A 23699-nucleotide genomic window follows, 5' to 3' on the forward strand; every position below is an offset into this window, starting at 1 on the left:
AGAGAGGGGGCTTGTATCTAGGACAATAACTGGATCGTCCTACCCTAGGTCGCTAGCGTCGCAGGCATCACCGCCATCGAGGAGGAGCCCGTGCGGGAAGCCGCTCACGACCTGCCTGTGCTCGAGTACCTGCGCAAGCAGTTGGACGGAACGTTGGGCCCGACGGATCGCACCCACATGCTCTACCCGACCGCCATCTCGAGACTCCTGCAGTTCACGATCACCGCGATCGACCTGCGTCGCGCCGTGGTCGAGATGGATGCGGACGTCGCCCTGCACGGCAACCAGCAGGGCACAGTGCACGGCGGCATGCTCGTCGAACTGGCCGATGCCGCGATCGGCACCGCGCAGTCCACGGCGATGGACCCGGACGAGTCGTTCACCAGCATCGATCTCAGGGCGACTTTCCTGCGGCCCGTGTGGTACGGGCGGCTGCGGGCGACCGCATACGCGACCCACACGGGACGTGCCGTGAGCCACTACCAGCGCGAGATCACTCGCGGCGACGGCAAGCCGGTCGCGACCGTCACCAGCGTCGTCATGACCCTTCGCGGGGACAGTGCCACGGGGCGTTGATCGAGGTCAGCTCGGCGACGCGTGGACGGCCGCTAGATCGTGGAGCCGAGCAATCGCAGGGCCGCAGCCGATGCGCTGCCCGGTTCAGCGGTGTGGGTGAGGATGCGCTGGCCGTTGCCTTCCGGCAGGTGCAGGACTTCGTAGCCGAGCTCGAGTTCCCCGACTTCTGGGTGGCGGAGCCTCTTGCTCCCGCTCGTGCACAGGCGCACGTCGTGGCCCGCCCAGAGGGTTGCGAATTCGGCGCTCTTCACGCTCAGTTCGCCCACGAGTTCCGCAAGACCGCGGTCATCCGCGAACTGCGCGGCGACGTATCGCAGCGATGCGACAGCCCTGGCGGCCTCATCGCGGCGATCGATGTAGAGATCGCGGGTGTGCTCGTCGAGGAACAGAAGTCTGATCTGGTTGGGACGATCGTCGATGCTCCGGGGCGCGTCGACGTCGAGGTGACCGGCGAGAAGACGATGACCGGCATCGTTCCACGCGAGGATGTCGTTGAACCGCCCGAGGAGCACGGCCGGCACGGTGCTCATCGAGTGCAGCAGCTGCTCGGCACCCGGTTTGGCGATCTCGGGTGCGCCGGCCCGAGGTCGCCTGACGGGGGCGGAGTGCGCGAGCGTGTGCAGGTGTACCCGTTCGTCCGCGTCGAGCTGCAACGCGCGTGCGAGTGCACCGACGATCGCGTCAGAGGCGTTCTGCGACTGTCCCTGCTCCAGCCTCGTCAGATAGGTGACCGACACTCCGGCGAGAAGGGCCAGCTCCTCGCGGCGCAGGCCGGGCACGCGTCGCCTGCCGTAGCTGGCGACTCCGGCCTGCTCCGGGCTGATCCGATCCCGGCGGGAGCGCAGGAACTCGCCCAGCTCGGTCACCGGCTGCGCGAGGTCGCCGAGATCGGGCGCGGTGTCGAAAGGGCGTCCATTCACGCGTCCAGTCTCGCGTACTCCCCGCCGGCGTGCCTGTCCCTGCGAGTGCTAGGCATCGCTGGACGCGTCTGAGCAGGGATCTGGCTGTCCCCTTCGCGAGGACTGACCCTGGATCCCATGAGCGATACCGATGTTTCACCAGCCCTGCACTCCCCCGCAGCCCGAGCGCGCCGAGCGCTTCACGCCCTCTCAGCGGACCGCGATGACGGTCCTCCTGGCCGCGAACTTCACCCTCGCCGTCGACTTCTCGATCCTCAACGTCGCGCTTCCGGTCATCGGCAGCGATCTCGGGTTCGCCACCGACGCCCTGCAGTGGATCGTCACCGCGTTCGCGCTGTGCGCTGCCGGGTTCACGCTGCTCTTCGGCCGAGTCGCTGACCTGTTCGGCCGCAAAAGGCTCTTCCTGACCGGCATCGTGCTCCTTGGACTGGCGTCTGCCGCCGGTGGCCTTGCGCAGGAGCCCGCCCTGCTGCTGACGGCCCGGGTGGGTCAGGGACTCGCCACCGCGATGGTCACTCCCGCCGCACTCTCGCTGATGACCACCATGTTCCCCGACGGCCCGGTCCGATCTCGCGCGCTCGGTCTCAACGGCGCGCTCATGGCGGCGGGTTTCACCGTCGGAGCCGTGCTGGGAGGCATCCTCACCGGTGCGATCTCGTGGAGGTGGGCGTTCTTCATCAACGTCATCGTCGCCCTCGCCGTGCTCGCCGTCGGTCCGTTCGTGCTCCGCGAATCCTCCCGCCGCAGCAGGCCCCGCCTCGATGTGCCAGGCGCCGTCCTCGTCACCGGGGCACTCGTCGCGCTGGTCTTCGGAATCGACAACGCGGGCCGCGCGGGATGGGCCGCCCCCGGCACCTGGGCGCCGATGCTCGGCGCGCTCGTTCTCTTCGTGATCTTCGTGGCGGTCGAGGGTCGCACGAAGCAGCCGCTGATCGCACCGGGCCTTCTCTGGCGGCGCAACGTCGGGTGGGGCAACGCGGCCGGGTTCCTCGCGTTCGCGACCTTCACCTCGCTGGTGTTCCTGCTCACCCTCTATCTGCAGGAGATCCTGGGCTACACGTCCCTCGCTGCCGGTCTCTTCCTCGGCGTCCTCGGTGTCGGCACCGTCATCGGAGGCCTCATCGCGCCGAAGGTCACCGGAAAGACGAGCGCGAAGACGGCGATCGTCGGCGGCCTCCTGGTTCAGGCTGCCGTCGTCGCTCCCCTCGCCTTCGCCGGCGACGACCGCGCCTGGCTGCTCCCGCTGCTGGTCCTGACGTTCCTCGGCGGCATCGCGAACCTCGTCGCGATCGTCGGCTACGCGGTCGCCTCGACCGCGGGCGTGCCCAGCGACCAGCAAGGACTCGCGACCGGTCTGGTAACGATGAGCCAACAGGTCGGCATCACCCTGGGCACACCGGTGATGTCCGCCGTCGCGACCGGTGTCGCAGCCTCGACGCTTCTCCCGGGACTGCACCTCGCGATCGGCATCAACGCCGGCGTAGCGCTTCTCTCCGCGATCGTCATCGGAGTGTTCCTGCGCTCCCGTTAGGCCGCGAACGGCACGAGCCCTACGCCGCGATCGGGGCGGCGCCGGGGACGTTCAGCCGTGCCGGGTTGGAGTCGCGGGCCTGCTGTTCTGAGCTCGCGGACCTGTCGGGCAGAGACAGGGCCAGGAAGCCGGAGCGCTTCCTGGCCCCTCCCTCCGGTCGCAGGGTCCGAGGGCGCTCAGCCCTTCGGGACGTTCTCGTCGGAGTGGTAGTGCCCGTCGCCCGACAGCGAGAGCGCGCTGAACCGGATCGGCCTCGACACGCTCTTGAAGTCGAGGGGGCAGTGACGCAGGCCCGCCGGGATGTACAGCGCTCCCGAGGTCGTCACCGAGTACGTCTCCCCGTCGAGATCGATCAGCAGTTCGCCGCCCAGATCGTGCGGGTTCTCCGGATCCGACCCGGTCCAGATGAGCACCTCGTCGTAGTCGTGCTCATGCTCGTTCACCCAGTGGCTGGGCTCGTCCGTCGGGTTGATCCACGAATAGGTCATGTGGATCTTGGATCCGGGCACGTCCGCCGCCCGCATCAAGGCGAACGCGTCGCCGATGTGGGAGGGGCGGGGTTCGCCCGTCCCGATGGCGCCCTCGTTCACGAGGTCGTCGGTGGAGTCCTGCATATGCCGGACGAACAGATGCTCGTACTTCGCGATCACGACTGATTCCTTTCAGATGGGGCGGCCCCCGCACCTCTCTGGGGACGGCTGCGGAGGCCGCTGCCTCGACGCTAGGGAAGGCTTCGAGAGTCGAGCCAGGGACTTCCTTCGCCTGTTCTGGCACGTCCGCGGGGAAGCTTCCCCGCCGTGTCCTCGGCCGCGTGACAATGATCGGCATGACCTCACTGAACGTGCTGTCCGATGACGCGCAGCGCCCCCGCACCGACCTGGAGCGGCTCATCCGTCTGCCGCTGCGCCGCAAGCCCCGCATCCTGAGCCGGTGGGTTCCGGCGTTCGTCCTCGGCGCGATCTGCCTCGGCATCGGCGGGACGATCGTGACGGCGCCGGCGCTGCGCTGGGCCGTCGTCGGCGAGTTCCTCGTCAACCCGCGCGTCCTGAGCGGCGTGCTCCTCACCGTCGTCTTCACGGTGCTGACATTCGCGATCGGGCTTCTGCTGGGCGTGATCCTCGCCGTCATGCGACAGGCCGGCAACCCGGTCCTCACCATCATCGTCACGGGCTACGTCTGGGTGTTCCGCGGGACTCCCCTGCTCGTGCAACTCGTGTTCTGGTTCAACCTGGCCCTGCTGCTGCCATTCATCGGCATCCGCATCCCCGCCTGGGGAATCGTCATCGGCGGGGAGACGAACGCCATCGTCACTCCATTCCTGGCCGCGCTGATCGGACTCGTCCTGCACACGGCGGCCTACATGGCAGAGGTCGTCCGCGGAGGATTCCTCGCGATTCCGCCGGGGCAGACGGATGCCGCGAAGGCTCTCGGCATGACGGCTCTCGGCGCCCAGCGCCGAATCGTGATCCCCCAGGCCATCCGCGTGATCCTGCCCCCGCTGGGCAATCAGTTCATCGACATCCTCAAGGCGACATCGATCGTCTCGGTGATCGGCGGCGGTGACCTCATGACCCAGGCCCAGCAGATCTACGGCCAGAACTACCAGGTGATCCCGCTCCTGGTCGTGGCATCGCTGTGGTACCTGCTGCTGGTGACTCTCGCCAGCATCGGCCAGCACTTCCTCGAACGCTCCGCCGATCGATCCAGACGACGTGTGGTCGTCGCGAAGGAGGCGGCACTGTGACCGTCAACGCCCTCACCCTGCGCGGGCTGCGGAAGGCCTTCCACGGCAACGTGATCCTCGAATCCATCGATCTCGATGTGACCCAGGGCGAGGTCGTCTGCATCATCGGACCCTCCGGCGGCGGGAAATCCACCCTGCTGCGCTGCATCAATCACCTCGAGCCTCTCGATGCCGGCATCGTACTCGTCGAGGACGAGCTCGTCGGATACGTCGTGGAGGACGAGCACCTCGTCGAGACCGGCGATCGGCAGACCAGCCGCGTGCGGCGCCGCATGGGGATGGTCTTCCAGCAGTTCAACCTGTTCCCCCATCTCACGGCGCTCGAGAACGTGACGATCGGCCCGATCACCGTCTTACGCGAAGGTCGCAGAGACGCGGAGCAGCATGCCCGCACGCTCTTGGAACGGGTCGGGCTCGGTCAGCACGCCGACAAGTACCCCGCCCAGCTCTCCGGCGGCCAGCAGCAGCGGGTAGCCATCGCCCGCGCCCTCGCGATGCGACCCTCGCTGATGCTGTTCGACGAGCCGACATCGGCGCTGGATCCGGAATTGGTCGGCGAGGTGCTGCAGGTGATGCGGTCGCTCGCCGATGCCGGCATGACGATGCTGGTGGTGACGCATGAGATCTCGTTCGCGCGAGAGGTTGCCGATACGGTGGTGTTCATGGAGGGCGGCGTGATCGTCGAGAAGGGGCCCGCGGCACAGGTGCTCACGAGCCCGTCGTCTGTGCGTACCGCGTCCTTCCTGCGCAGCACCGGCACGTTGTCGCTCCGCGCGGAAGAGGCCGGGGCCCGACCATGACCGCGGCGCAGGGACGCCCGCCGATGCACTCGCTGGATGCCACGATGGCGGCCGCGGGCGGGCTGTTCCTGTTGGGCGATCTGCGCACGCAGGGCCCGGGGCCCACAGCGTACGTGCCGCATCGACACGATTTCGTCGAGCTCGCCTGGCTGCGCGCAGGATCCGGCCATCACGTCATCGATCTCCAGGAGCATGCGGCGGAACCGGGTGACCTCTTCATCGTGGCCGCTGGTCAGATGCACCACTGGGTGCCCGGCGAGATCGAGGTGGACGGAGCGCTCGTGCTGTTCCGCACCGAGTTGCTGCTGGGAAAGGGCGGCCCCGGGGACTGGGTGCCCCTTTCCGGAAAATGGCACCCCGATCCGGCCTCCGCCCTGCGCATCGAGGCGCTCATCACGCAGCTCGAGACCGAGCAGCGGCAGCGCGCGGTCGGCTATGAACTCGCCATCCGCAGCCTGCTGACCGCACTTCTGGTGCTGTGCGGGCGTTTCGTCTCACCGGGAGGGGCGGGCGACGGGCTCGCGGCGCAGTTCGAACGACTCGCGAGACAGAGCCGAGGCGAGCTCCGCACGGTGGCCGATTGCGCGAGGGAGCTCTCGGTCACTCCCGGCCATCTCAGTGAGGTCGTCTCCGCCGCCACCGGACGGCCGCCGGGCGAGATCCTGCGAGAGGCGGTCATGCACGAGGCCCAGCGCCTCCTTGCCCGCTCGGACTTCAGCTGCGCCCAGATCGCGCATGAGCTCGGCTTCGACGACGCGTCCTACTTCTCCAGGTTCTTCCGCCGCGAGGCCGGCATGACGCCCTCGCGCTTCCGGGACCTGCACCGCAACCACACGCACGCGGCCTGAGCACGCGGTCTGCGCACGCGCGGTCTGCGCGCGCGTGGTCTGCGCGCGCGTGGCCTGCCCACGCGCGGTCGCCCCGCGAAATGTGCCATCCCTCCCGGCGCGGATCCATCGTCTGCGGTGCCGCCCGATTCCTACGCTGGCAGGACCCGATGCACCGTCAGAACGAAGGAGTCCTGAATGAACACCCGTGCCCGTCTTGCTGTTGCCGCGTCGACCGCGGCGCTCGCGCTCGCCCTCGCCGGCTGCGGTGCCGCTGCCGGCGAAGAGCAGCCCTCCAGCGCTGGCGCCGGACTGTCCGAGCTGATCACGCCCGGCCAGCTCACGGTAGGACTCGTCCTCCCCGACGCGCCGTACTACGTCGCGGACGCCAACAACGTCCCCACGTCCGGCATCACCAAGGACCTCCTGGACGCCGTCGGCAAGGAACTGGGCGTCAAGGTCACCTACGTGCCCGTCGCCTGGGAAGGCGGGATCACCGGCATCGCGGCGGGACGCTATGACATCTTCGGTGGAAGCCTCTACGACACGACAGAGCGGCAGGCCGCCGGCACCTTCATCGACTTCATGAAGGAGCAGGCGACGCTCATCACGACCAAAGACCGCGCGGCAGAGTTCTCGACCCAACTGGACGCCTGCGGCCGTTCGGTGGCGACGATCCGCGGCACGACAGACGTGACCTACGCGGGCACCCTTTCCGATCAGTGCACGAAGGAAGGGAAGAAGCCCCTGACGATCACCGAATATCCGACGCAGCAGGACGCGGAGCTGGCGCTCGAGTCCGGCCGCACAGACCTCGGGATCCAGAGTGTCCCCGCCGCCGAGTTCGCCATCACCCAGGGCTCGAACCGCGCGCTCGTCGGCACCCCCTTCGACGGAGGCTTCTACGTCGGCAGCATGATGAACAGCTCGAAGAAGGACCTGATCGACGCCGTGCACGGCGCGATGAGCACGCTGTACAAGAACGGCACCACCACCAAGCTCTTCGCGGCATATGGAGTCAAGCCCGCCGAACCCGGCATCAATCTACAGAAGTAGCCCGCACCGGGAACGACAGAGGCCCGGAGCGCTAATTTCCTCAGTGCTTCCGGGCCTTCTCTGTTGGCTGAAACGCTCGACCTCTGTCCAAACAATTCAGCGAGCGGCCTGATCCATGTCGTTCCACGGAAACTCGCGGTTCTTCGGAGCCGTCCAGATGGTTTGAACAAGACAGTCTCGCCGTCGAACTACAGGGTTGGGGCATAGACAAGGCCTGGAACAAGCACAATATCTGGAGCGCTCAGGCAATGAAAGCTGTGCTGCTCTCAAACAACATCACACCTCAGGGCACGCAGCATCTCTTGAAGGCCTACGCCGGAATGTACTATTGCACAGGCACGCCGAGGATCTGTCAGCTCAAGGACCAGCGCGAGATCAATGCCGTCGTGAATCTGACGAGCTATACCAACTACTACAACTGGCCTGTAGGCGGGAAAATGGGCCTGCAGACCATGTACTGCGAGCAACAGGGGCTGTGGCGGTGCCCCAACTGGGTGACCTTCGCAATCCTGTATCCCGGTGTGAACAATCCTTACACCAACCGAGGAGCTGCCCCGTCTCCGGACGACGCCATTGCTTCCGAACTATCCTCGGATTCGCGAATGCTGACCACGAAGCAGGCTGCAGAACAAGCTGAGATTCTCGACAGTGCAGAGATTCAGGAACTCAGCGGCGATATCTCATCGGGCGAGACGGTTGTCTCGTTCTCCTACGAGGCTCTTCCCACCGAGATCTCTGTACGCTGAGCTTTGTACTCTCATCAGGTGCGACGGTCATCCTGGACTGTCGCATCTGACGAGAGATAGGAGGATGCTGTGACCACAGGTCAGCTCGAGCCGTTGAGTAAGCTCATACGTCGAGAGGTCGCCCTCCACTGGTCTTCCGACGTGACAATTGAAGCCGCATGGGATCGTAGTGACCGCTCTGCGGTTGTGCTCTTCCGACAGCCGCGGGATGACCACGGGACATTATTGGGGCGAGTTTTCACATCCGGCCAGGAAGTGGCTGATGGCTCAATCACCGGAGCAGTGACTGCGGCGGCGTTGACTCTTGCTGAGCCGCCCGGCGCATTGATGGATTCCATTCGAATCGGTCCATTCGGCATTGCTTGGACAGCTCTTGCTGAGCCGCAGCTCCCGGTCGTGCCCGCAACAGTGCGATCTGAACTGAAATCGGACCTGTAGCACTTCCGCTACGCCCGCAGCACGAATGGCGCGGAGCTCCCCCTACTCGCCCGATGGCAGCTCCGCCGGCTCGTCGTCGAGTTCGGCTGCCCCGCGTGGATCTCCGTCCCCGTCCATACTTCGGCGCTCTCCGTCGCGTCTGAGCGCAGCAACGGGTTCGAGTACGTTGCCGCGGCGCAGGGAAGACGAGTCCCCCTGTGGTGCACCGGAGCCGGTCGAGCACTCCTCCTGGAGCATTCCGCGTTGGAGTTGGGCACTCTGTTCGGTGCCGTCGCCCTGAGCAACGGGGGTCCGCGCGCCGCCCACGACCTGCAGGAACTGTCCGAGAGAACGCAGATGGATCGAGAGCGCGGGTTCGTCCTCGCAGTAGAAGAGTTCGAGCACGGCACCACCGAGATCTCCGCGCCGATCGCCGCACCAGGCGGCAGCATCCTCGCCTCTGTCAGCGTCGCTCTGGCGAGTACCGCATCGGAGGACCACCAGCGGGTGGTTCGCCTGCTGCTCAGCATGGCGAGTGAACTCGCGGAACAGCTGTGCGAGCAAGTCGAGGACGACGAAAAGTGAGTCGGGGTGAGCTGCAGGTAGCCCCGTAGCGGGCGACATACGGCCGGAGAAACGAAGAATCCCCCGCCGGAGCGGGGGATTCTTCAAAGCTGGGGTACCTGGACTCGAACCAAGAACAACGGTACCAGAAACCGCCGTGTTGCCAATTACACCATACCCCAAGGGCGAAACCTGAGCCTCGCACCGAGAGTCAAGCTTACCCGAGCGGACACCGGAAGCGCAAAACGACCGGGCCGACGTCACACCCGGGCGCGTCGCTCAGTCATCCCCACCCTCATCCCCCTCCTGCTCGGCACGATGCCGCGCACGGAACTTCGACGCCTTCACCCGGTTTCCGCAGGTCTTCATGGCGCACCATTCCCGGCGTCCACCTCGCGACCGATCCAGATACACCTGCGTGCACTCCGGACGCGCGCACTCCCGCAGCAGCGCACCATCGGCGGATCCGACGATCTCCACCGTCTCGCGCGCGAGCGTCGCCAGCCCCTGACGGACGGTGCCGACGCGGCTCACGCGGATCCCGGCCTCCGTCGCGCCGTCGAGGGTCAGGCCGATCGGCATCTCGGCAGCACGAGCGTTGACGAGCGCCTTGGCGGAAGCAGGCAACTCCTCCCCTCGCCGGCGCGCGCTCACGAGGTCGTAGATCGCCTCCCTGAGCGCGATGGCGTCCCCGAGGTCTGCCCCCCGTGAATCGGGCGCCGCATCGACCAGCCCCGCCTCGACGAACCAGGCATCGAGCGCGGTGTCGCTGTCGAGCTTCTCGGCAGGTCGCTCGTTGCGGCGGGCGCGCAGGGTGCCGACGAAGTCGAGCGCGGGCGTTCCGCAGGGGAAGGCGTGAAACATGTAACCAGTCTGACAGGTGATCCGGCGCGGCGGAAGAGTGTGAATAACTTGCTTGACAGGTTATTCATCCTCTGGCAGGGTCATAACCAGTCAAACAAGTTACTCCTCGAAAGGCAGCAGCACACGTGGAACTCAATCTCGAGATCGTCGTCCTCCCCGTCGCCGACGTCGACCGCAGCAAGGACTTCTACACCGGCCTCGGTTTCCGGCTCGACGCCGACTTCGCCACCGAGCGCGGCCTGCGCGTCGTGCAGGTGACGCCTCCTGGGCCCGGAGCCGCATCGATCATCTTCGGCGAGAAGCTGACCGATGCCGTGCCCGGTTCGGTGCGCGGCCTGCACCTGGTCACGCCTGACCTCGCGGGCGCTCGCGCCGAGCTCATCGACGGCGGTGCCGCCGTGAGCGAGATCTGGCACGACGCCGACGGCGTCTTCCACTGGGCCGGCACCGCCAACCGGGTCGACGGCCCCAGCACGGCGCACCACAGCTACTCCTCCTACGTGTCCTTCGAGGATCCGGACGGCAACGAGTGGATCATCCAGCAGGTGATCGACCGCCTGCCGGGACGCTGATCCGCCGCGCGACGAACACACGACCGCAACGGACAGGAACCAGGAATATGGGAACGACAGATACGACGCCCGTCATCCTCGAGCTGCTGCGTGCCGCGGCCAAGGCGCACGGCGTGCACGAGGAGCAGGACCTCGGCGGCGTCTACGACGAGCAGTGGCCAGAGTGGTACGCCGCGCACATCACTGCGCAGCTCGACGAGCGCGGTCTTCGCCTCGTGCAAGTCACTGATCTGGCGGACGGCGGTGGTCAGGGTGTTCTCTGACGCGCTGTTCCGCCGGCACCCCCGCCGCAAGGACGAGGCGGCCGTGACCGCCTATGAGCAAGCGCCGCGGCCTGCGCACGGCAGCGTGGTCACCGTCGCGGAGGTCGAGGCGTTCTCCGCCCTCACCGCATCCCAGGTGGACCTGCTGTTCGAACGGTTCCAGGAGCGTCGCGGAGGCAGGCCCGCACCGCGTCGGAGCGCCTCCTCCCCTCCGCGGGGCGCCGCGCGGCAGACCTTCGCGTGGTTCGGCCTGTCGGCGCTGGCCACCGTGGTCGCCTACGGCATCGCACTCGGCGTGGACGGCTTGAGCATGTCGTCCCCCAGCGCCGGCCCCGCGGCCGATCCCGCGGTCATCTCGGCCCCCGATGACGCCTGGGAGTACGGCCTCGGCCTCGGCCTCGATGGATGACCGGGACCGGGGCAATCACGCTCCCGTTTCGGGGCGGGATCCAACGTTTTGGGGCGCGCTATGCCGGGAAATCCGGGCATAGCGCGCCCCAAAACGAGTGAGCGCGCCCCAAAACCGTGCGGGCACACCCGGAAAACCAGCGTCAGCCAAGGAACTCCGCCAGCGCACGCAGGCGGCGCAGCGTCTCGTCCTTGCCGAGCAGCTCCATCGACTCGAACAGCGGCGGCGACACCCGGCGGCCGGTCAGGGCGACGCGCGGCGGACCGTAGGCGACACGGGGCTTCAGGCCCAAGCCGTCGACGAGGGCGGCCGCGAGGGCATCCTGGATCGCCTCGGTCGTGAACGTCTCGAGCGGCTCGAGCGCGGCGGCGGACGCGTTCAGCACCTCGGCGGCGTTCGCCGGGAGGCCCTTGAGCGCGTCCTCGTCGTACGACACCCGGTCGGAGAACAAGAAACCGAGCAGGCCCGGCACCTCACCCAGCAGCTGCACGCGCTCCTGCACGAGCGGCGCGGCGCGGAACGCGAGCACGATCTGCTCGTGCGTCGGCTCCCCCTCGAACACGTCGGCGGCGGCGAGGTACGGCAGGATCCGCTCGGCGAAGTCTTTCGCCTCGAGCATCCGGATCTGGTCGCCGTTGATCGACTCGGCCTTCTTCTGATCGAAGCGCGCCGGGTTCGGGTTCACGTTCACGATGTCGAACGCCGCGGTGAACTCGTCGAGCGAGAAGACATCGCGGTCGGGTCCGATCGACCAGCCGAGCAATGCGAGGTAGTTCAGCAGCCCCTCGTGGATGAAGCCGCGGTCGCGGTGCAGGAACAGGTCGGCCTGCGGGTCGCGCTTGGAGAGCTTCTTGTTGCCGGTCTCCCCCAGCACGAGCGGCATGTGCGCGAAGCGCGGGACGAAAGTCGTCACGCCGGCGTCGATGAGCGCCCCGTAGAGCGCGAGCTGACGCGCGGTGGACGGCATGAGATCCTCGCCGCGCAGCACGTGCGTGATACCCATGAGCGCGTCGTCGACCGGGTTCACGAGCGTGTACAGCGGGGCGCCGTTCGGGCGCACGACGACGAAGTCGGGGAAGGATCCGCCGGGGAACGTCACCTCGCCGCGGATGAGGTCGACGTACGTGAGGTCCTCGTCCGGCACGCGCAGGCGCAGCGCCGGCTGCCGGCCCTCGGCCCGGAACGCGGCGCGCTGCTCCGCGGTCAGGCCGCGGTCGAAGTTGTCGTAGCCGAGCTGCTTCGCGCGGCCGTTCGCCTCGTTGCGGGCGTCGATCTCCTCCGCCGTCGAGTAGCTCTCGTACACGGCGCCGGACTCGACCAGCTTGGCGATCACGCCCTGGTAGATGTCACCGCGCTGCGACTGGCGGTACGGCTCATGCGGGCCGCCCACCTCGACGCCCTCGTCCCAGTCGATCTTGAGCCAGGTCAGCGCGTCGACGAGCTGGCGGAAGCTCTCCTCGCTGTCGCGGGCGGCGTCGGTGTCCTCGATGCGGAAGACGAGCTTGCCGCCGGTGTGCCGGGCGTACGCCCAGTTGTACAGCGCGGTGCGGACCATGCCGACGTGCGGCAGGCCGGTCGGCGAAGGGCAGAACCGGACGCGGACGTCGGATCCGGAGGCGGTCGTGGTGCGGGGATCGGGAGTAGCCATAGCCCTTCGATTCTAGTTGCGCGCGGCGCGTCCCCCGAGCAGGGTCGGGGGCCGGACGGAGGATCCCCGCCCGGCCCCGGATCCTGGAATCACTGCGCGACGAGCTGTGCGACGTACCCCGGCACCATGGGCGCACCCCAGCCGGTGGTCAGGTCGTAGCCTGCCGTCGTGGAGTAGCCCGGAACCGCGTTCGGGGTCAGCGAGCCGTCATCGGCGAGCGCCCACATCCGGTTGCTGTCGAGAACACCGCTCGGCGTCGTCCCGTACGTCCGCGGAACGATGTCGTCGAACGCCGAGGAGCGATCGAACGACGCGCTGTAGAGCGCGTTGTTCAGGTCGCCGATCGGGCCCTTGCCCGCGGCCGCCCTGGCCTGATTCGCGATCGCGGTCGCCGCCGCCGCCTGCGGCGAGGCCGCCGAGGTGCCGCCGTACACACCCCAGGCCGCAGGGCCCTCGGTGCTCGGGAAGTACGTGTGGTAGACCAGCACACCGCCGTTCACCGCGGCATTCCACGCGATGTCCGGAACTCCGCGCGCCCCGCCGACCACGCCGGAGACGCCGTCCTGGTAGGCCGGCCGCGGGTACACGGTCGACAGACCGCCACCGGTGCCGATCTGGAAACCGCCCTCGTTCCACACCGGCTCGGTATCGCCACCCGAGTTCCACGCCCAGTACGCCGGGTTGCGGCTGCCGTCAGCGAGGTAGGGCACATCCTGGGTGGGGTTCCAGGTCCAGCCGTCCTGCACCTGGGTGCCGCCGACCGAGGTCACGTACGGCGAGACGTTCGGGTAGCTGACCTCGGGCGTCGTGCCGACGGTCGACTTGCGCTTCACGTTCGTGAATCCGGTGGATCCATTGTCCCCCGAGGAGGAGAAGAACGTGTCGCCCTTCGCGAGGCCTCGCTGGAAGGTCTGGTCGAACTTCGTGAACTGCGACTTCGCCGCGTTGGCGGATCCGAACGTCTGCTCGTCGGTGCCGAACGACATCGAGAACACGGTGCCGGACGGATACTTCTGGATCGCCCAATCGACGGCCTTCATCAGGTTCGGCAGCCCTTGCACGCCCTGCGTCTCCGCGGGCGGCGTCGCGAGCAGCACGATGTGCGCCTTGGGCGCCATCGCGTAGGCCCACTGCACGTCGAGGTTCGCCTCCCCGGCCCAGCCGGCCGCGGAGTTCGGGCCGGACTGGCCGACGCCCTTGCCCGTCGGGTTCTTGTAGTCGGGCATGCCGAGCGGCGCCACCGACTCGAAGTCGGGCGTCGGACCGCCGAAGGTCTGGGCGAAGAAGTTCAGGTCGTCGGCGGCGGTCGGACTGCCGTAGGCGTCCACGAGCACGATCGTCTGGCCGGCGCCGTCGCCGCTGGACGCGAGCGGGCCGAGGCCGTAGTGCGCGCGCAGCTGATCCGGCGTGTAGCAGTGGATCGTGGTGGACACGCGGTTGTCCGGAGCGGGCCGCTGGCAGGCGATCGCCGCGCCGCCGGCATCGGCCTGGGAGGTGAACGCGCTGTCCGGGGCCTGCGCCGCGAACGTTACGACGGTCGCCGACGCCGGAGGTGGAGACGAGACCGGGGAGAGAGCGAGAGCCGTTGCTCCCGCTATCGCCGAGACGCCGAGTGCGGCGAAGAGGGTCCTGGTACGTGACATGCCAACCTCCTTGTTGACGGATCACCCGAGCCACCGGGTCAGCGGCGCGGGACCGCCCATGACGCTACACCCGCGTCAGCGCTCTGATACCGGATGTTCAGCGGTCTCATAAGGACGGATCCCGGCGCATCACCGCGACCGCGGCGACGTGCTCGAGAGCCAGTACGCCGTCCGACGCGCGTTCGACGATCAGCGCGTCGAATGCGCTCCGGAAGCGGGCACGATCAGGTGCGTCGAGCCCGAGATAGTAGGCGCCCGCGCCGGCCACGCCGCCTTCGACCGACGCCCACAGTGCCGTCGCCGGTGCGTTCCAGATCCACTGCTTCTCGACCACGTCGGGAGCGTGCCAGCCACCATCCTGAAGCATCCGTGCGAAGCCGTCTGCCGTGCGCTCGAAGTCCTTGTCCTCCGGGAGCCGCCCGCCCGGTGCGGCCTGCAGCCCGGCGCGCTCGCACACCTCCGCCCAGAGCCACGACGGCGATCGGATCCAGATCGTCGCCGCAGCCGCGTCCCTCGTCACACGGCGCAGCTCCGCGGCAGCGGCACGGGGATCCGGCACGTGATTCAGGACGAAGTTGGCCACGACGGCGTCGAACGCCCCGTCCGCGTCCGGCAGCCTGGGCAGCGCGCCTTCGGTGATCCGGATTTCAGGATGACGCTGCCGGGCGACCGCCCTCATGCTCGCCTCCGGCTCGCGCGGGTCGACGATCCATCCGTCCGTGACGAATGACGCGGCGAGGTCGCCCGTTCCCGCGCCGACGTCGAGCAGAGTGCGTCCGTCACCCGCCCCGAGGAGCTCGCGGAGAGTCGCGCCCGTGCCTGCGCAGAGCTCCGCGTAGGACGCGGCGTAGGCCTCGCCGACTCCGCTCCAGGAGTTCGGGCGAGGACTCATCGCTTCCCGAAGGGCGAGAGCACGACGATCGCGGCGACCACGACCAAGGCCGCGATGGCGAGGCCTGCGTAGGAGAACGACTGCAGGATCACGCCGGCCAGCACCGCGCCGCCCGCCGCGCTCAGGCTCATGAGCGAGTCGCTGCGGCCCTGGCGGCGCGTGCGCAGCGCGGGCGCGGACGCCTCGGTGAGCAGCGCAGCGCCGGCGACCGTCGCAGCGCTCCAGCCGAGCCCCAACAGGATGAGCGCGACCATCACGCCCCAGGTGGTCTCCCCCACGAGCATCGCGAAGCACAGCGATGCCACGAGCAGCGCCTGTCCGAGCAGCACCGTGCGCAGCCGGCCCCAGCGGTCGGCGAGGATGCCGAACACCGGCGAGAGGCCGTACATCCCGGCCACGTGCATCGCGATCGTCACGCCCACGAGCACCGTCACGTCGAGCTCCATCGACATGCCGTCCATGCCGCCCATCGCCCCGCCGGCCATGGCCATGTGCGACAGGTGCACCGGCGTCATCGCCATGACCGAGGCCATCGTCACGTGCGAGCCCGCGATCGCGAAGATCGCGTAGCGGGCGGCGACCGGGCGATCGACGCGCTCGACGCCTGCAGCGAAGGATCCGGTCTCCGGCAGTGTGCGCGAGGTGAGGAGCGGATCCGGCCGGAGCGCGATCAGGTACAGCGCGAACGCCGCGATCTGCGCCACGAGGGAGAACAGGTAGGAGCCGGTGTGCGGCGGCATGCCGATCGCCCGGCCGAGCTGTTCGCCGGGGCCCAGCAGCAGCGGCCCCGCGACCCCGCCGATCGTGGTCGCCCACACGACGACCGACAGATCCCGGCCTCGATGCTGCGGCTGGGCGAGGTCGGTCGCCGCGAACCGGGACTGCAGGTTCCCGGCATTGCCCATGCCGATCATGATGATGCCGACCAGCAGCAGCGGGAACACCCGGATCGCGGCGGCCCCGATCACCACGACGATGCCGACCAGGGCGAGCAGGTTGCCCGCCGTGAGCGCGAGGCGGCGCCCGCGGAGCCCGGCGAGGCGGGCGAGCGGGATCGCCGCGAGGGCGGCGCCGAGCGTCACTGACGCCGTGGCGAGGCCCGACAGCGCGTCGCTGCCGGAGATGTCCGCCGCGAGCAGCGCTCCCAGCGAGACGGTCGCGCCGAACGCGATCCCGCCGAGGACCTGACCGAGCGAGAGGATGCCGACCGTACGGCGCTGGATCCTGCTGCGATCCAGTTCGGTCAGGGTCGCCGCGGTCACGAGGCGGGCAGGGCGTCGCGCACGGCGTTGCGCAGCGTCCCGATTCCGGAGATCTCGACCTCGACGGCGTCGCCCGCGGCGAAGGCGCCCACGCCGGCCGGTGTGCCGGTCATGATCACGTCCCCCGGGAGCAGGGTGAAGACGGCCGAGGCGTACGCGATGATGTCGGCGACAGAGTGGATCATGTCGGTGAGCGGGGCGTGCTGGCGCACCTCGCCGTTCACGCGGGTGGTCAGCTCTGCCGCGTCGAGATCGAAATCGGTCTCGATCCAGGGGCCGAGCGGGCAGAACGTGTCGAAGCCCTTCGCGCGCGACCACTGGCCGTCCTTGCGCTGCAGGTCGCGTGCGGTCACGTCGTTGCCGACCGTGTATCCGAAGACGTACTGATGCGCGTTCTCCGCGGCGACGTTCTTGGCGATGCGCCCGATCACGACGACCAGCTCGCCCTCGTGCTCGGTGCGGTCGGAGAGCGAGACGGGCCGGACGATCGTGTCGCCGGGGCCGATCACCGCCGTGTTCGGCTTGAGGAACAGCAGCGGTTCGGCCGGCGCTTCGCCGCCCATCTCTGCCGCGTGGTCGTGGTAGTTCTTCCCGACGCAGACCACCTTCGAGCGCGGGATCACCGGGGCGAGCAGCGCGGCATCCACCAGCGGCACCCGCTCCCCCGTCGTCTCATACCCCGCGAACATCGGGTCGCCGGCCAGCACGACCAGCTCGCCCTCGTCGAGGATCCCGTACTTGATGCCGTCGTTGTGGCTGAACCGAGCGATCTTCACGGATTCAGCCTATCCAGCACCGCCCCTCGACGGGCGACAACGGCGGGCTTCCCCGGAGTCAGCCTCGTGCGTGTCCCACTTTCGGCGGTGAAACCGGGCCCAAGCCCGCCGAAATCGGGACAAGATGATGCCAAAAGTGGGACACGGTGATGCCAGCGGTCGGACGTGGTCCGGCGCGACAGACCATGTCCCACATTCGGCGGTGAAACCAGGCCTAAACCCGCCGAAATCGGGACACGCTGGCACCAGAAATGGGACACGGTGATGCCAGCGGTCAGGACCCAGCCCGTCGCAGCGGACCATGTCCCACATTCGGCGGCAGTTCGGGGCTCAACCCCGCCGAATTGGGGACACGGTGGGACCGAAATCGGGACACGGTGGCACCAAAAGTGGGACACGGTCTGTCAAACGCGGACCATGTCCCACTGCAGGTTGTTGCGGGAGCCGGAAGGGTCAGGCGTGGTCGGCCTTGTTGCCGCCGGCCTCGAGGACATCGCCGGCCGGGAGCTCCTTGTGCCCGCCGAACTGCAGGCGCATCGCGGAGAGCACCTGGTTGGCGAACAGATCCTCGTCGCGAGAGGCGAAGCGCTCGAACAGGGAGGCGGCGAGCACCGGCACCGGAACACCGACGTCGACGGCGGCCTTGACCGTCCAGCGGCCCTCACCGGAATCGGAGACGCGCCCCGCGAGTCCCTGCAGCGTGGGGTTCCCCTGCAGCGCGGCCGCGGTCAGATCGAGCAGCCAGGACGAGATCACGGATCCGCGGCGCCACAGCTCGGCGACCTTCGGGGTGTCGATGTCGAACTGGTAGTACTCCGGCTCCTCGAGCGGCGCCACCTCGGCCGAGTGCTCCGCCTCGCGGATCCCCGCGTCGGCGTTCTCGAGGAGGTTCAGTCCCTCGGCGAGCGCGGCCATCACGCCGTACTCGATGCCGTTGTGCACCATCTTCACGAAGTGCCCGGCGCCCGACGGCCCGCAGTGCAGGAAGCCGAGCTCCTCGGGAGCGAGCTCACCGGTGCGGCCCGGGGTGCGCTCGACGTCGCCGACGCCCGGGGCGATCGTCTGCAGGATCGGCGTGATGGTGGCGAACGCCTCGTCCGGGCCGCCCACCATGAGGCAGTACCCGCGCTCGAGCCCGAAGACGCCGCCGCTGGTGCCGACGTCGACGTAGTTCAGGCCCTTCTCGCGCAGCGCCTTGGCGCGGCGCACGTCGTCGCGGTAGTTCGAGTTGCCGCCGTCGATGATGATGTCGCCGGGCTGCAGCACCTCGCTGAGTTCGTCGACGACCCGTCCGGTGAGGCCGGCCGGGATCATCAGCCAGATGACCCTCGGGCCCTCGAGCTTGGCGGCGAGGTCGGCGTAGTCGGTCGCGCCGATCGCCCCCTCCGCCACGAGTGCGGCGATGGCATCCGGGTTGACGTCGTAGACGACGCACTCGTGCCCTCCGCGCATCAGGCGGCGCACGATGTTCGCGCCCATCCGTCCGAGTCCGACCATGGCCAGCTTCATAGCAGGGGTCCTCTCCTGTCAGAGATCGCGATTCGTGCGCCGCCTCCGCGTCGGAGGCGACGAGGGTCGTCGGGGGTCAGCCGTCCAGGCGGACGAGCCAGCCGCGCGTGTCCTCGCGACGGCCGTACTGGATGTCGGTGAGCTCGTCGCGCAGCGACATCGCGAGCTCGGTCGACGCCGGGCCCGAGTGCACGATCTCGAAGTCGTCGGCCTTGAGGGATCCGATCGGCACGACGACCGCGGCGGTGCCGCACGCGAACGCGCCTACGATGTCGCCCGACGCGGCGCCGTCGCGCCACTCCTGGATCGAGAGCTTGCGCTGCTCGACCTCGAGCCCGCGGTCCTTCGCGAGCTGCAGGATCGAGGCGAGCGTGATGCCCTCGAGGATCGAGTCGCTGGCCGGGGTGATCAGCTTGTTGTCGCGGGTGACGAGCACGAGGTTCATGCCGCCGAGCTCCTCGATGTAGTCCCCGTCGAGGAACAGCACCTGCTGGCAACCCTTCTTGTACGCCTCCTCCTGCGGAAGCAGGCTCGAGGCGTAGTTGCCGCCCGTCTTCGCCGCGCCCGTCCCGCCGTGGCCGGCGCGGGCGTAGTCGCGGGACAGCCAGATGTTCACCGGCTGCACACCGCCGGGGAAGTACGCCCCGGCCGGGCTCGCGATGAGGTAGTAGGCCACCTTCTTCGCCGCGCGCACACCGAGGAACGCCTCCTTGGCGAACATGAACGGGCGGAAGTAGAGGCTCTCCTCGGGGTTGCTGGGAACCCACGACGAGTCGACGGCGACGAGCTGCTTGAGCGACTCGATGAACAGCTCGGTCGGCAGCTCGGGCAGGGCAAGGCGCCGCGCGGAGCGCTGCAGCCGGGCGGCGTTGCGGTCGGGGCGGAAGGTCCAGACGGATCCGTCGGCGTGACGGTAGGCCTTGAGACCCTCGAAGATCTCCTGCGAGTAATGCAGCACGGCCGCCGCCGGGTCGAGCTCGATCGGCCCGTAGGGCGAGACGCGAGGACGGTGCCAGCCGCCCTTGTCCGACCAGCACAGGTCGACCATGTGGTCGGTGAAGTGCTGTCCGAAGCCGGGTGCGGCGAGGATCTCCTCACGGTCGGCCTCGGAGCGCGCGTCCTCATTGCGGGTGACGCGCCAGATGAGTCCGGCGGGTGACGGGGCCTGAAGGGGGAGTTCGATGGTCATGAGTGCGTCCTGACAGGTCGAAGGGTGCGGCGTCGTGCGCTGACTTCAGATTACGCCTGGAGTCGGGCGATGATCGCCGCGCCGGTCTGTTCGGTGGTGCGGGCGCCGTCCCGCGCAGCGATGTCCTCCTCGACCGCGCGGTGCACGCGTGCGGCCTCGTCGCTCAGCCCCAGGTGGTCCAGGAGCAGGGCGACCGAGAGGATCGCTGCGGTGGGGTCGGCCTTCTGCTGACCCGCGATGTCGGGTGCCGAGCCGTGCACCGGCTCGAACATCGACGGGAACGCGCCATCGGGGTTGATGTTGCCCGAGGCGGCGAGGCCGATGCCACCGGTGACGGCGCCGGCCAGATCCGTGAGGATGTCCCCGAAGAGGTTGTCGGTGACGATCACGTCGAAGCGCGAAGGGTGGGTGACCAGGAAGATCGTGGCCGCATCGACGTGCAGGTAGTCTACGGCCACGTCGGGGTGCTCCCGCGCCACCTCGTCGACGATGCGCTTCCAGATCGCACCGGCGTGTACGAGCACGTTGGTCTTGTGCACGAGGGTGAGCTTCTTGCGCCGCTTCTCGGCCAGGTCGAACGCGTAGCGCACCACGCGCTCGACGCCGAACGCGGTGTTCACGCTGGTCTCGTTCGCGACCTCGTGCGGGGTGCCCTTGCGGATCGCTCCGCCGTTGCCGACGTACGGCCCTTCTGTGCCCTCGCGGACGACGACGAAGTCGATCTCCCCAGGGTCGGCCAGGGGGCCGGCTGCACCCGGGTACAGCCGGGAGGGGCGCAGGTTCACGTAGTGATCGAGCTCGAAGCGGAGCTTGAGCAGCAGGCCGCGCTCGATGTTCGCATCCTTGAGACGCGGATCCCCCGGCTGACCGCCGACGGCGCCCAGCAGGATCGCGTCGTGGGAGCGGATCGCGTCGAGGTCCTCGTCGGTCAGGGTTTCGCCCGTCTCGAGGAATCGTGCGGCGCCCAGCGAGAACCGGGTCTTCTCGAACGTCACGGGGCTCGAAGCCGTGACAGCGTCGAGCACCTTCTCCGCCTCGGTGACGACCTCGGGACCGATGCCGTCCCCCGGGATGACAGCCAGCTTCACGACACGGGACGACGATTCCGACACGGGCGCTCCTTGCGATTCGTTGCGGGTGGAGGATCCCAGGCTATCGGGCACCGGAGCCCCTCCCTGCGCGCATGTCACAACCGAGTCGTCCCTCTCAGCGGAGCCCAGGGGGTGCGCTGAGAGGGACGACTCGGTTCTGGCGGACTTCAGCGGAGGCGACGACCCAGGGTCAGCGCCGCGATCGCGCCCGCGGCGACCACGAGGACGCCGCCGATGAGCGAGGTCACCATGACCCCGGTGCCGAACGCGTCGGAGGCCGCCTGCTGCAGCGCCTGTCCGACGGCCGCGGGGAGCTGCTCCGCCGCGGAGAACGCTCCGGCGAGCGTCTCCCTGGCGCGGTCGGCCAGGGCGTCCGGCACGCCCTCCGGGACGACCAGCGACGTCCGGTAGAACGCCGTGATGATGCCGCCCAGGATCGTGGTGCCGAGAACCGCGCCGAGCTCGTACGCCGTCTCGGACACGGCACTGGCCGCGCCGGCCTTCTCCGGCGGAGCCGCGGCGAGGATCAGCTCGTTCGAGACCGTCTCGGCGGCGCCGATCCCGATGCCGAGCAGCACGAACGCGACGATCAGCGGCGCGACGCCGTGGGCGTGCGTGGTGAAGGCCACGACGAGGTAACCGGCGAGCGAGAACACCAGTGCGGAGGGCACCAGGATCTCCGGGCGCACCCGACGAGCGATCGGCACGACGACGAGGCCCGAGACGATCATCACGGCCATCCCGGGGATGAGCGCGAGGCCGGCGTCGACGGGCTTGAGCCCGAGCACGAGCTGCAGGTGCTGCGAGACGTAGTACAGGAAGCCGACCAGGGCGACGACGCTCAGCAGGTTCACCAGGATCGCGCCGCTGAACATCCCGCGACGGAAGAGCGCCATGTCGAGCATCGGGATCTCCGCGCGCAGCTGCCGGCGCACGAACAGCACGCCCATGCCCACGCCGAGCACGAACAGGATCACGACGAGCGGCGTGATGCCGTGGACCGCGAACTCCTTGATCGCGTAGACCACGGGCACCATGGTGCCCATCGACAGGAGGATGCTGAGCACGTCGATCCGCCCCGGGTTCGGGTCGCGACTCTCCGGCACCAGGATCGGCGCGAGGATCAGCAGCGGGATGAGCACAGGCACGGCGACGAGGAACACGGCACCCCAGGCGAAGTGCTCGAGCAGCAGGCCGCCGACGATCGGTCCGAGGGCGGACCCGGCGGAGAACCCCGCCGCCCAGACCGCGATCGCCAGCCGTCGCTGCTCGCGGTTCTGGAACACCGAGCGCAGCAGCGAGAGCGTCGACGGCATGAGCATGGCGCCGAAGAATCCGAGGAGTGCGCGGGCCGCGATCAGCAGCGCCGCGGTCGGGGCGAATGCGGCGAGCGCGGAGACGAGCGCGAACCCGGTGGCGCCGATCAGCAGCATCTTCCGCCGGCCGAAACGGTCGCCGAGCGTGCCCATCGTCACGAGGAGGCCCGCGAGCACGAGCGGGTAGACGTCGATGATCCACAGCTGCTCGACGCCGCTGGGACTCAGTGCCGTGGAGATCTCCGGCAGCGCGAAGGACAGCACGGTGTTGTCGACGGAGACGAGCAGCACAGGCAGCATGAGCACGACCAGCGCCGCCCAGCCGCGTGCACCGACGCGGGGGCCGTCTTCGGTCCCCGGCAGGGAGATCGACGCTGTTGCGGACATGTTGCACCTCTCGGATCCATCAGGAAAGGACCGGTTACTTAACCGTCCGGATGGTATAGTAACAGATATGGCCAGACCTCCGCATGCCCGTGAGCGCGTTCTCGACGCCTATGAGGCGCTGCTCATCTCCGGCGGTGAGCGCACCGCGACCCTCGACGCCGTCGCACGGGAAGCCGGAGTCTCCAAGGGCGGCCTGCTCTATCACTTCGCCTCGAAGGACGACCTTGCGGCAGCGATGATCGCGCGGCTCATCGCGCTCGCGACCGAGGACGTCGAGCGGATCCGCTCCGCACCCGAGGGACCCGTCGAGTACTACCTGCGCACCTCGGTCATGATGGACGACGCCCTCGACCGCGCGATCGTCGCCGCGTCCTGCCTGGCGCAGAGCGGCAGCAGAGCCGCGACCGAGGCCATGCACCGCATGCGCGAGGAGTCGGCCGACGCCATCCGCCCGCACGTGCGCGATCAGGCGGCACTCGACCTCGTGATGCTGCTCAGCGACGGGCTGTTCTTCAACAACGCCCTGGACTCGCACGGCCCTTCGGAGGGTGCGGGTGCCGTCGTCCCCGCCGGGGCCGACCTCGACGCGCTGGTCGCCCTGGTGCTCCGCTCCGTCGAGCGCTGACCTCTCCCCCGCCCGCGGCCAACGAGCGAGGACGCCGCAGGCGACCGCCCTGCCGCGGCCGTCGAGCGAGCA

The 23699-nt window shown here is 68.6% G+C and carries 23 protein-coding genes, 1 tRNA gene and 1 pseudogene; 12 read left to right on the top strand and 13 right to left on the bottom strand.

The annotated features are described in order from the left end of the window. The first annotated feature begins 90 nt into the window (after positions 1–90). Positions 91–576 carry a PaaI family thioesterase gene (locus RS86_RS18165; protein ID WP_045273701.1) on the top strand — a complete coding sequence of 162 codons (486 nt, stop codon included), beginning with the start codon at positions 91–93 and terminating at the stop codon, positions 574–576. Between the two features lie 32 nt (positions 577–608). On the opposite strand, the gene RS86_RS18170 is transcribed toward RS86_RS18165, so the two are convergent. After that, positions 609–1496: a helix-turn-helix transcriptional regulator gene (locus RS86_RS18170; protein ID WP_045273702.1), complete on the bottom strand. Its 888-nt coding sequence runs from the start codon at positions 1494–1496 to the stop codon at positions 609–611. 202 nt (positions 1497–1698) lie between these two features. On the opposite strand from RS86_RS18170, the gene RS86_RS18175 reads away from it, so the two are divergent. Then, positions 1699–3027: an MFS transporter gene (locus RS86_RS18175; protein ID WP_235281828.1), complete on the top strand. Its 1329-nt coding sequence runs from the start codon at positions 1699–1701 to the stop codon at positions 3025–3027. Positions 3028–3203: 176 nt separating this feature from the next. On the opposite strand, the gene RS86_RS18180 is transcribed toward RS86_RS18175, so the two are convergent. After that, a complete protein-coding gene (locus RS86_RS18180; RefSeq protein WP_045273704.1) occupies positions 3204–3677 on the bottom strand; it encodes a hypothetical protein in 474 nt (157 codons plus the stop codon). A gap of 176 nt (positions 3678–3853) precedes the next feature. Here RS86_RS18180 and RS86_RS18185 point away from each other — a divergent pair, with 176 nt between their 5' ends. The 6 genes and pseudogenes from RS86_RS18185 to RS86_RS18205 form a co-directional block, all read left to right on the top strand. Next, positions 3854–4771: an amino acid ABC transporter permease gene (locus RS86_RS18185; RefSeq protein WP_052680379.1), complete on the top strand. Its 918-nt coding sequence runs from the start codon at positions 3854–3856 to the stop codon at positions 4769–4771. Then, entirely contained in the window at positions 4768–5571 is an 804-nt protein-coding gene (locus tag RS86_RS18190) for an amino acid ABC transporter ATP-binding protein (protein WP_045273705.1), read from the top strand. Before RS86_RS18185 ends, RS86_RS18190 begins: the two co-directional genes overlap by 4 nt. After that, the gene (locus RS86_RS18195) at positions 5568–6419 is read left to right on the top strand and encodes a helix-turn-helix domain-containing protein (RefSeq protein ID WP_045273706.1); all 852 of its coding nucleotides are present in this window, start codon (positions 5568–5570) and stop codon (positions 6417–6419) included. The genes RS86_RS18190 and RS86_RS18195 overlap by 4 nt, the downstream gene beginning before the upstream one ends. A gap of 177 nt (positions 6420–6596) precedes the next feature. Further along, complete coding sequence (locus RS86_RS18200) at positions 6597–7454, top strand: transporter substrate-binding domain-containing protein (RefSeq protein ID WP_052680380.1); 858 nt, start codon at positions 6597–6599, stop codon at positions 7452–7454. 248 nt (positions 7455–7702) lie between these two features. After that, positions 7703–8200 carry a hypothetical protein gene (locus tag RS86_RS20505; protein WP_152642229.1) on the top strand — a complete coding sequence of 166 codons (498 nt, stop codon included), beginning with the start codon at positions 7703–7705 and terminating at the stop codon, positions 8198–8200. 501 nt (positions 8201–8701) lie between these two features. Continuing rightward, positions 8702–9202, top strand: a pseudogene (locus RS86_RS18205) (IclR family transcriptional regulator domain-containing protein); the annotation flags it as partial. Positions 9203–9291: 89 nt separating this feature from the next. On the opposite strand, the gene RS86_RS18210 reads toward RS86_RS18205, so the two are convergent. Both RS86_RS18210 and RS86_RS18215 read right to left on the bottom strand, forming a co-directional pair. Next, positions 9292–9363, bottom strand: a tRNA-Gln gene (locus tag RS86_RS18210). Between the two features lie 97 nt (positions 9364–9460). Next, a complete protein-coding gene (locus RS86_RS18215) occupies positions 9461–10045 on the bottom strand; it encodes a CGNR zinc finger domain-containing protein (protein ID WP_045273707.1) in 585 nt (194 codons plus the stop codon). 125 nt (positions 10046–10170) lie between these two features. On the opposite strand from RS86_RS18215, the gene RS86_RS18220 reads away from it, so the two are divergent. Genes RS86_RS18220 through RS86_RS18230 form a run of 3 tightly spaced genes read left to right on the top strand, consistent with a single transcriptional unit; the run spans position 10171 to position 11289 of the window. Beyond that, a complete protein-coding gene (locus tag RS86_RS18220) occupies positions 10171–10617 on the top strand; it encodes a VOC family protein (RefSeq protein WP_045273708.1) in 447 nt (148 codons plus the stop codon). A 47-nt stretch (positions 10618–10664) separates the two neighbouring features. After that, positions 10665–10880, top strand: coding sequence for a hypothetical protein (locus tag RS86_RS18225; protein WP_045273709.1), 216 nt, complete (start codon positions 10665–10667; stop codon positions 10878–10880). Continuing rightward, a complete protein-coding gene (locus RS86_RS18230) occupies positions 10870–11289 on the top strand; it encodes a hypothetical protein (RefSeq protein ID WP_045273710.1) in 420 nt (139 codons plus the stop codon). Before RS86_RS18225 ends, RS86_RS18230 begins: the two co-directional genes overlap by 11 nt. A gap of 142 nt (positions 11290–11431) precedes the next feature. On the opposite strand, the gene gltX is transcribed toward RS86_RS18230, so the two are convergent. The 9 genes from gltX to RS86_RS18275 all read right to left on the bottom strand — a co-directional run bounded on the left by gltX (position 11432) and on the right by RS86_RS18275 (position 23002). Continuing rightward, a complete protein-coding gene (gene gltX / locus RS86_RS18235) occupies positions 11432–12937 on the bottom strand; it encodes a glutamate--tRNA ligase (RefSeq protein WP_045273711.1) in 1506 nt (501 codons plus the stop codon). An 89-nt stretch (positions 12938–13026) separates the two neighbouring features. Further along, complete coding sequence (locus tag RS86_RS18240) at positions 13027–14580, bottom strand: S53 family peptidase (protein ID WP_045273712.1); 1554 nt, start codon at positions 14578–14580, stop codon at positions 13027–13029. A gap of 106 nt (positions 14581–14686) precedes the next feature. Continuing rightward, positions 14687–15472 carry a class I SAM-dependent methyltransferase gene (locus tag RS86_RS18245; protein ID WP_045273713.1) on the bottom strand — a complete coding sequence of 262 codons (786 nt, stop codon included), beginning with the start codon at positions 15470–15472 and terminating at the stop codon, positions 14687–14689. Beyond that, positions 15469–16734 (bottom strand): MFS transporter, encoded by a 1266-nt coding sequence (locus tag RS86_RS18250; protein ID WP_045273714.1) that lies wholly within the window; start codon positions 16732–16734, stop codon positions 15469–15471. Before RS86_RS18250 ends, RS86_RS18245 begins: the two co-directional genes overlap by 4 nt. Continuing rightward, positions 16731–17510: a fumarylacetoacetate hydrolase family protein gene (locus RS86_RS18255; RefSeq protein ID WP_045273715.1), complete on the bottom strand. Its 780-nt coding sequence runs from the start codon at positions 17508–17510 to the stop codon at positions 16731–16733. Before RS86_RS18255 ends, RS86_RS18250 begins: the two co-directional genes overlap by 4 nt. A gap of 453 nt (positions 17511–17963) precedes the next feature. Continuing rightward, positions 17964–19019 carry a phosphogluconate dehydrogenase (NAD(+)-dependent, decarboxylating) gene (gnd, locus tag RS86_RS18260; protein WP_045273716.1) on the bottom strand — a complete coding sequence of 352 codons (1056 nt, stop codon included), beginning with the start codon at positions 19017–19019 and terminating at the stop codon, positions 17964–17966. Positions 19020–19095: 76 nt separating this feature from the next. Continuing rightward, the gene (locus tag RS86_RS18265) at positions 19096–20208 is read right to left on the bottom strand and encodes a branched-chain amino acid aminotransferase (protein ID WP_045273717.1); all 1113 of its coding nucleotides are present in this window, start codon (positions 20206–20208) and stop codon (positions 19096–19098) included. A 50-nt stretch (positions 20209–20258) separates the two neighbouring features. Then, entirely contained in the window at positions 20259–21320 is a 1062-nt protein-coding gene (locus RS86_RS18270; RefSeq protein WP_045273718.1) for a 3-isopropylmalate dehydrogenase, read from the bottom strand. Positions 21321–21466: 146 nt separating this feature from the next. Continuing rightward, on the bottom strand, positions 21467–23002 hold the full coding sequence (locus RS86_RS18275) for an MFS transporter (RefSeq protein ID WP_045273719.1): 1536 nt from the start codon (positions 23000–23002) through the stop codon (positions 21467–21469). A 67-nt stretch (positions 23003–23069) separates the two neighbouring features. Here RS86_RS18275 and RS86_RS18280 point away from each other — a divergent pair, with 67 nt between their 5' ends. Then, positions 23070–23627 (top strand): TetR/AcrR family transcriptional regulator, encoded by a 558-nt coding sequence (locus RS86_RS18280; protein WP_045273720.1) that lies wholly within the window; start codon positions 23070–23072, stop codon positions 23625–23627. Positions 23628–23699 lie beyond the last annotated feature (72 nt).

The sequence above is a fragment of the Microbacterium azadirachtae genome, from assembly GCF_000956505.1.
GTDB lineage: Bacteria > Actinomycetota > Actinomycetes > Actinomycetales > Microbacteriaceae > Microbacterium > Microbacterium azadirachtae_A.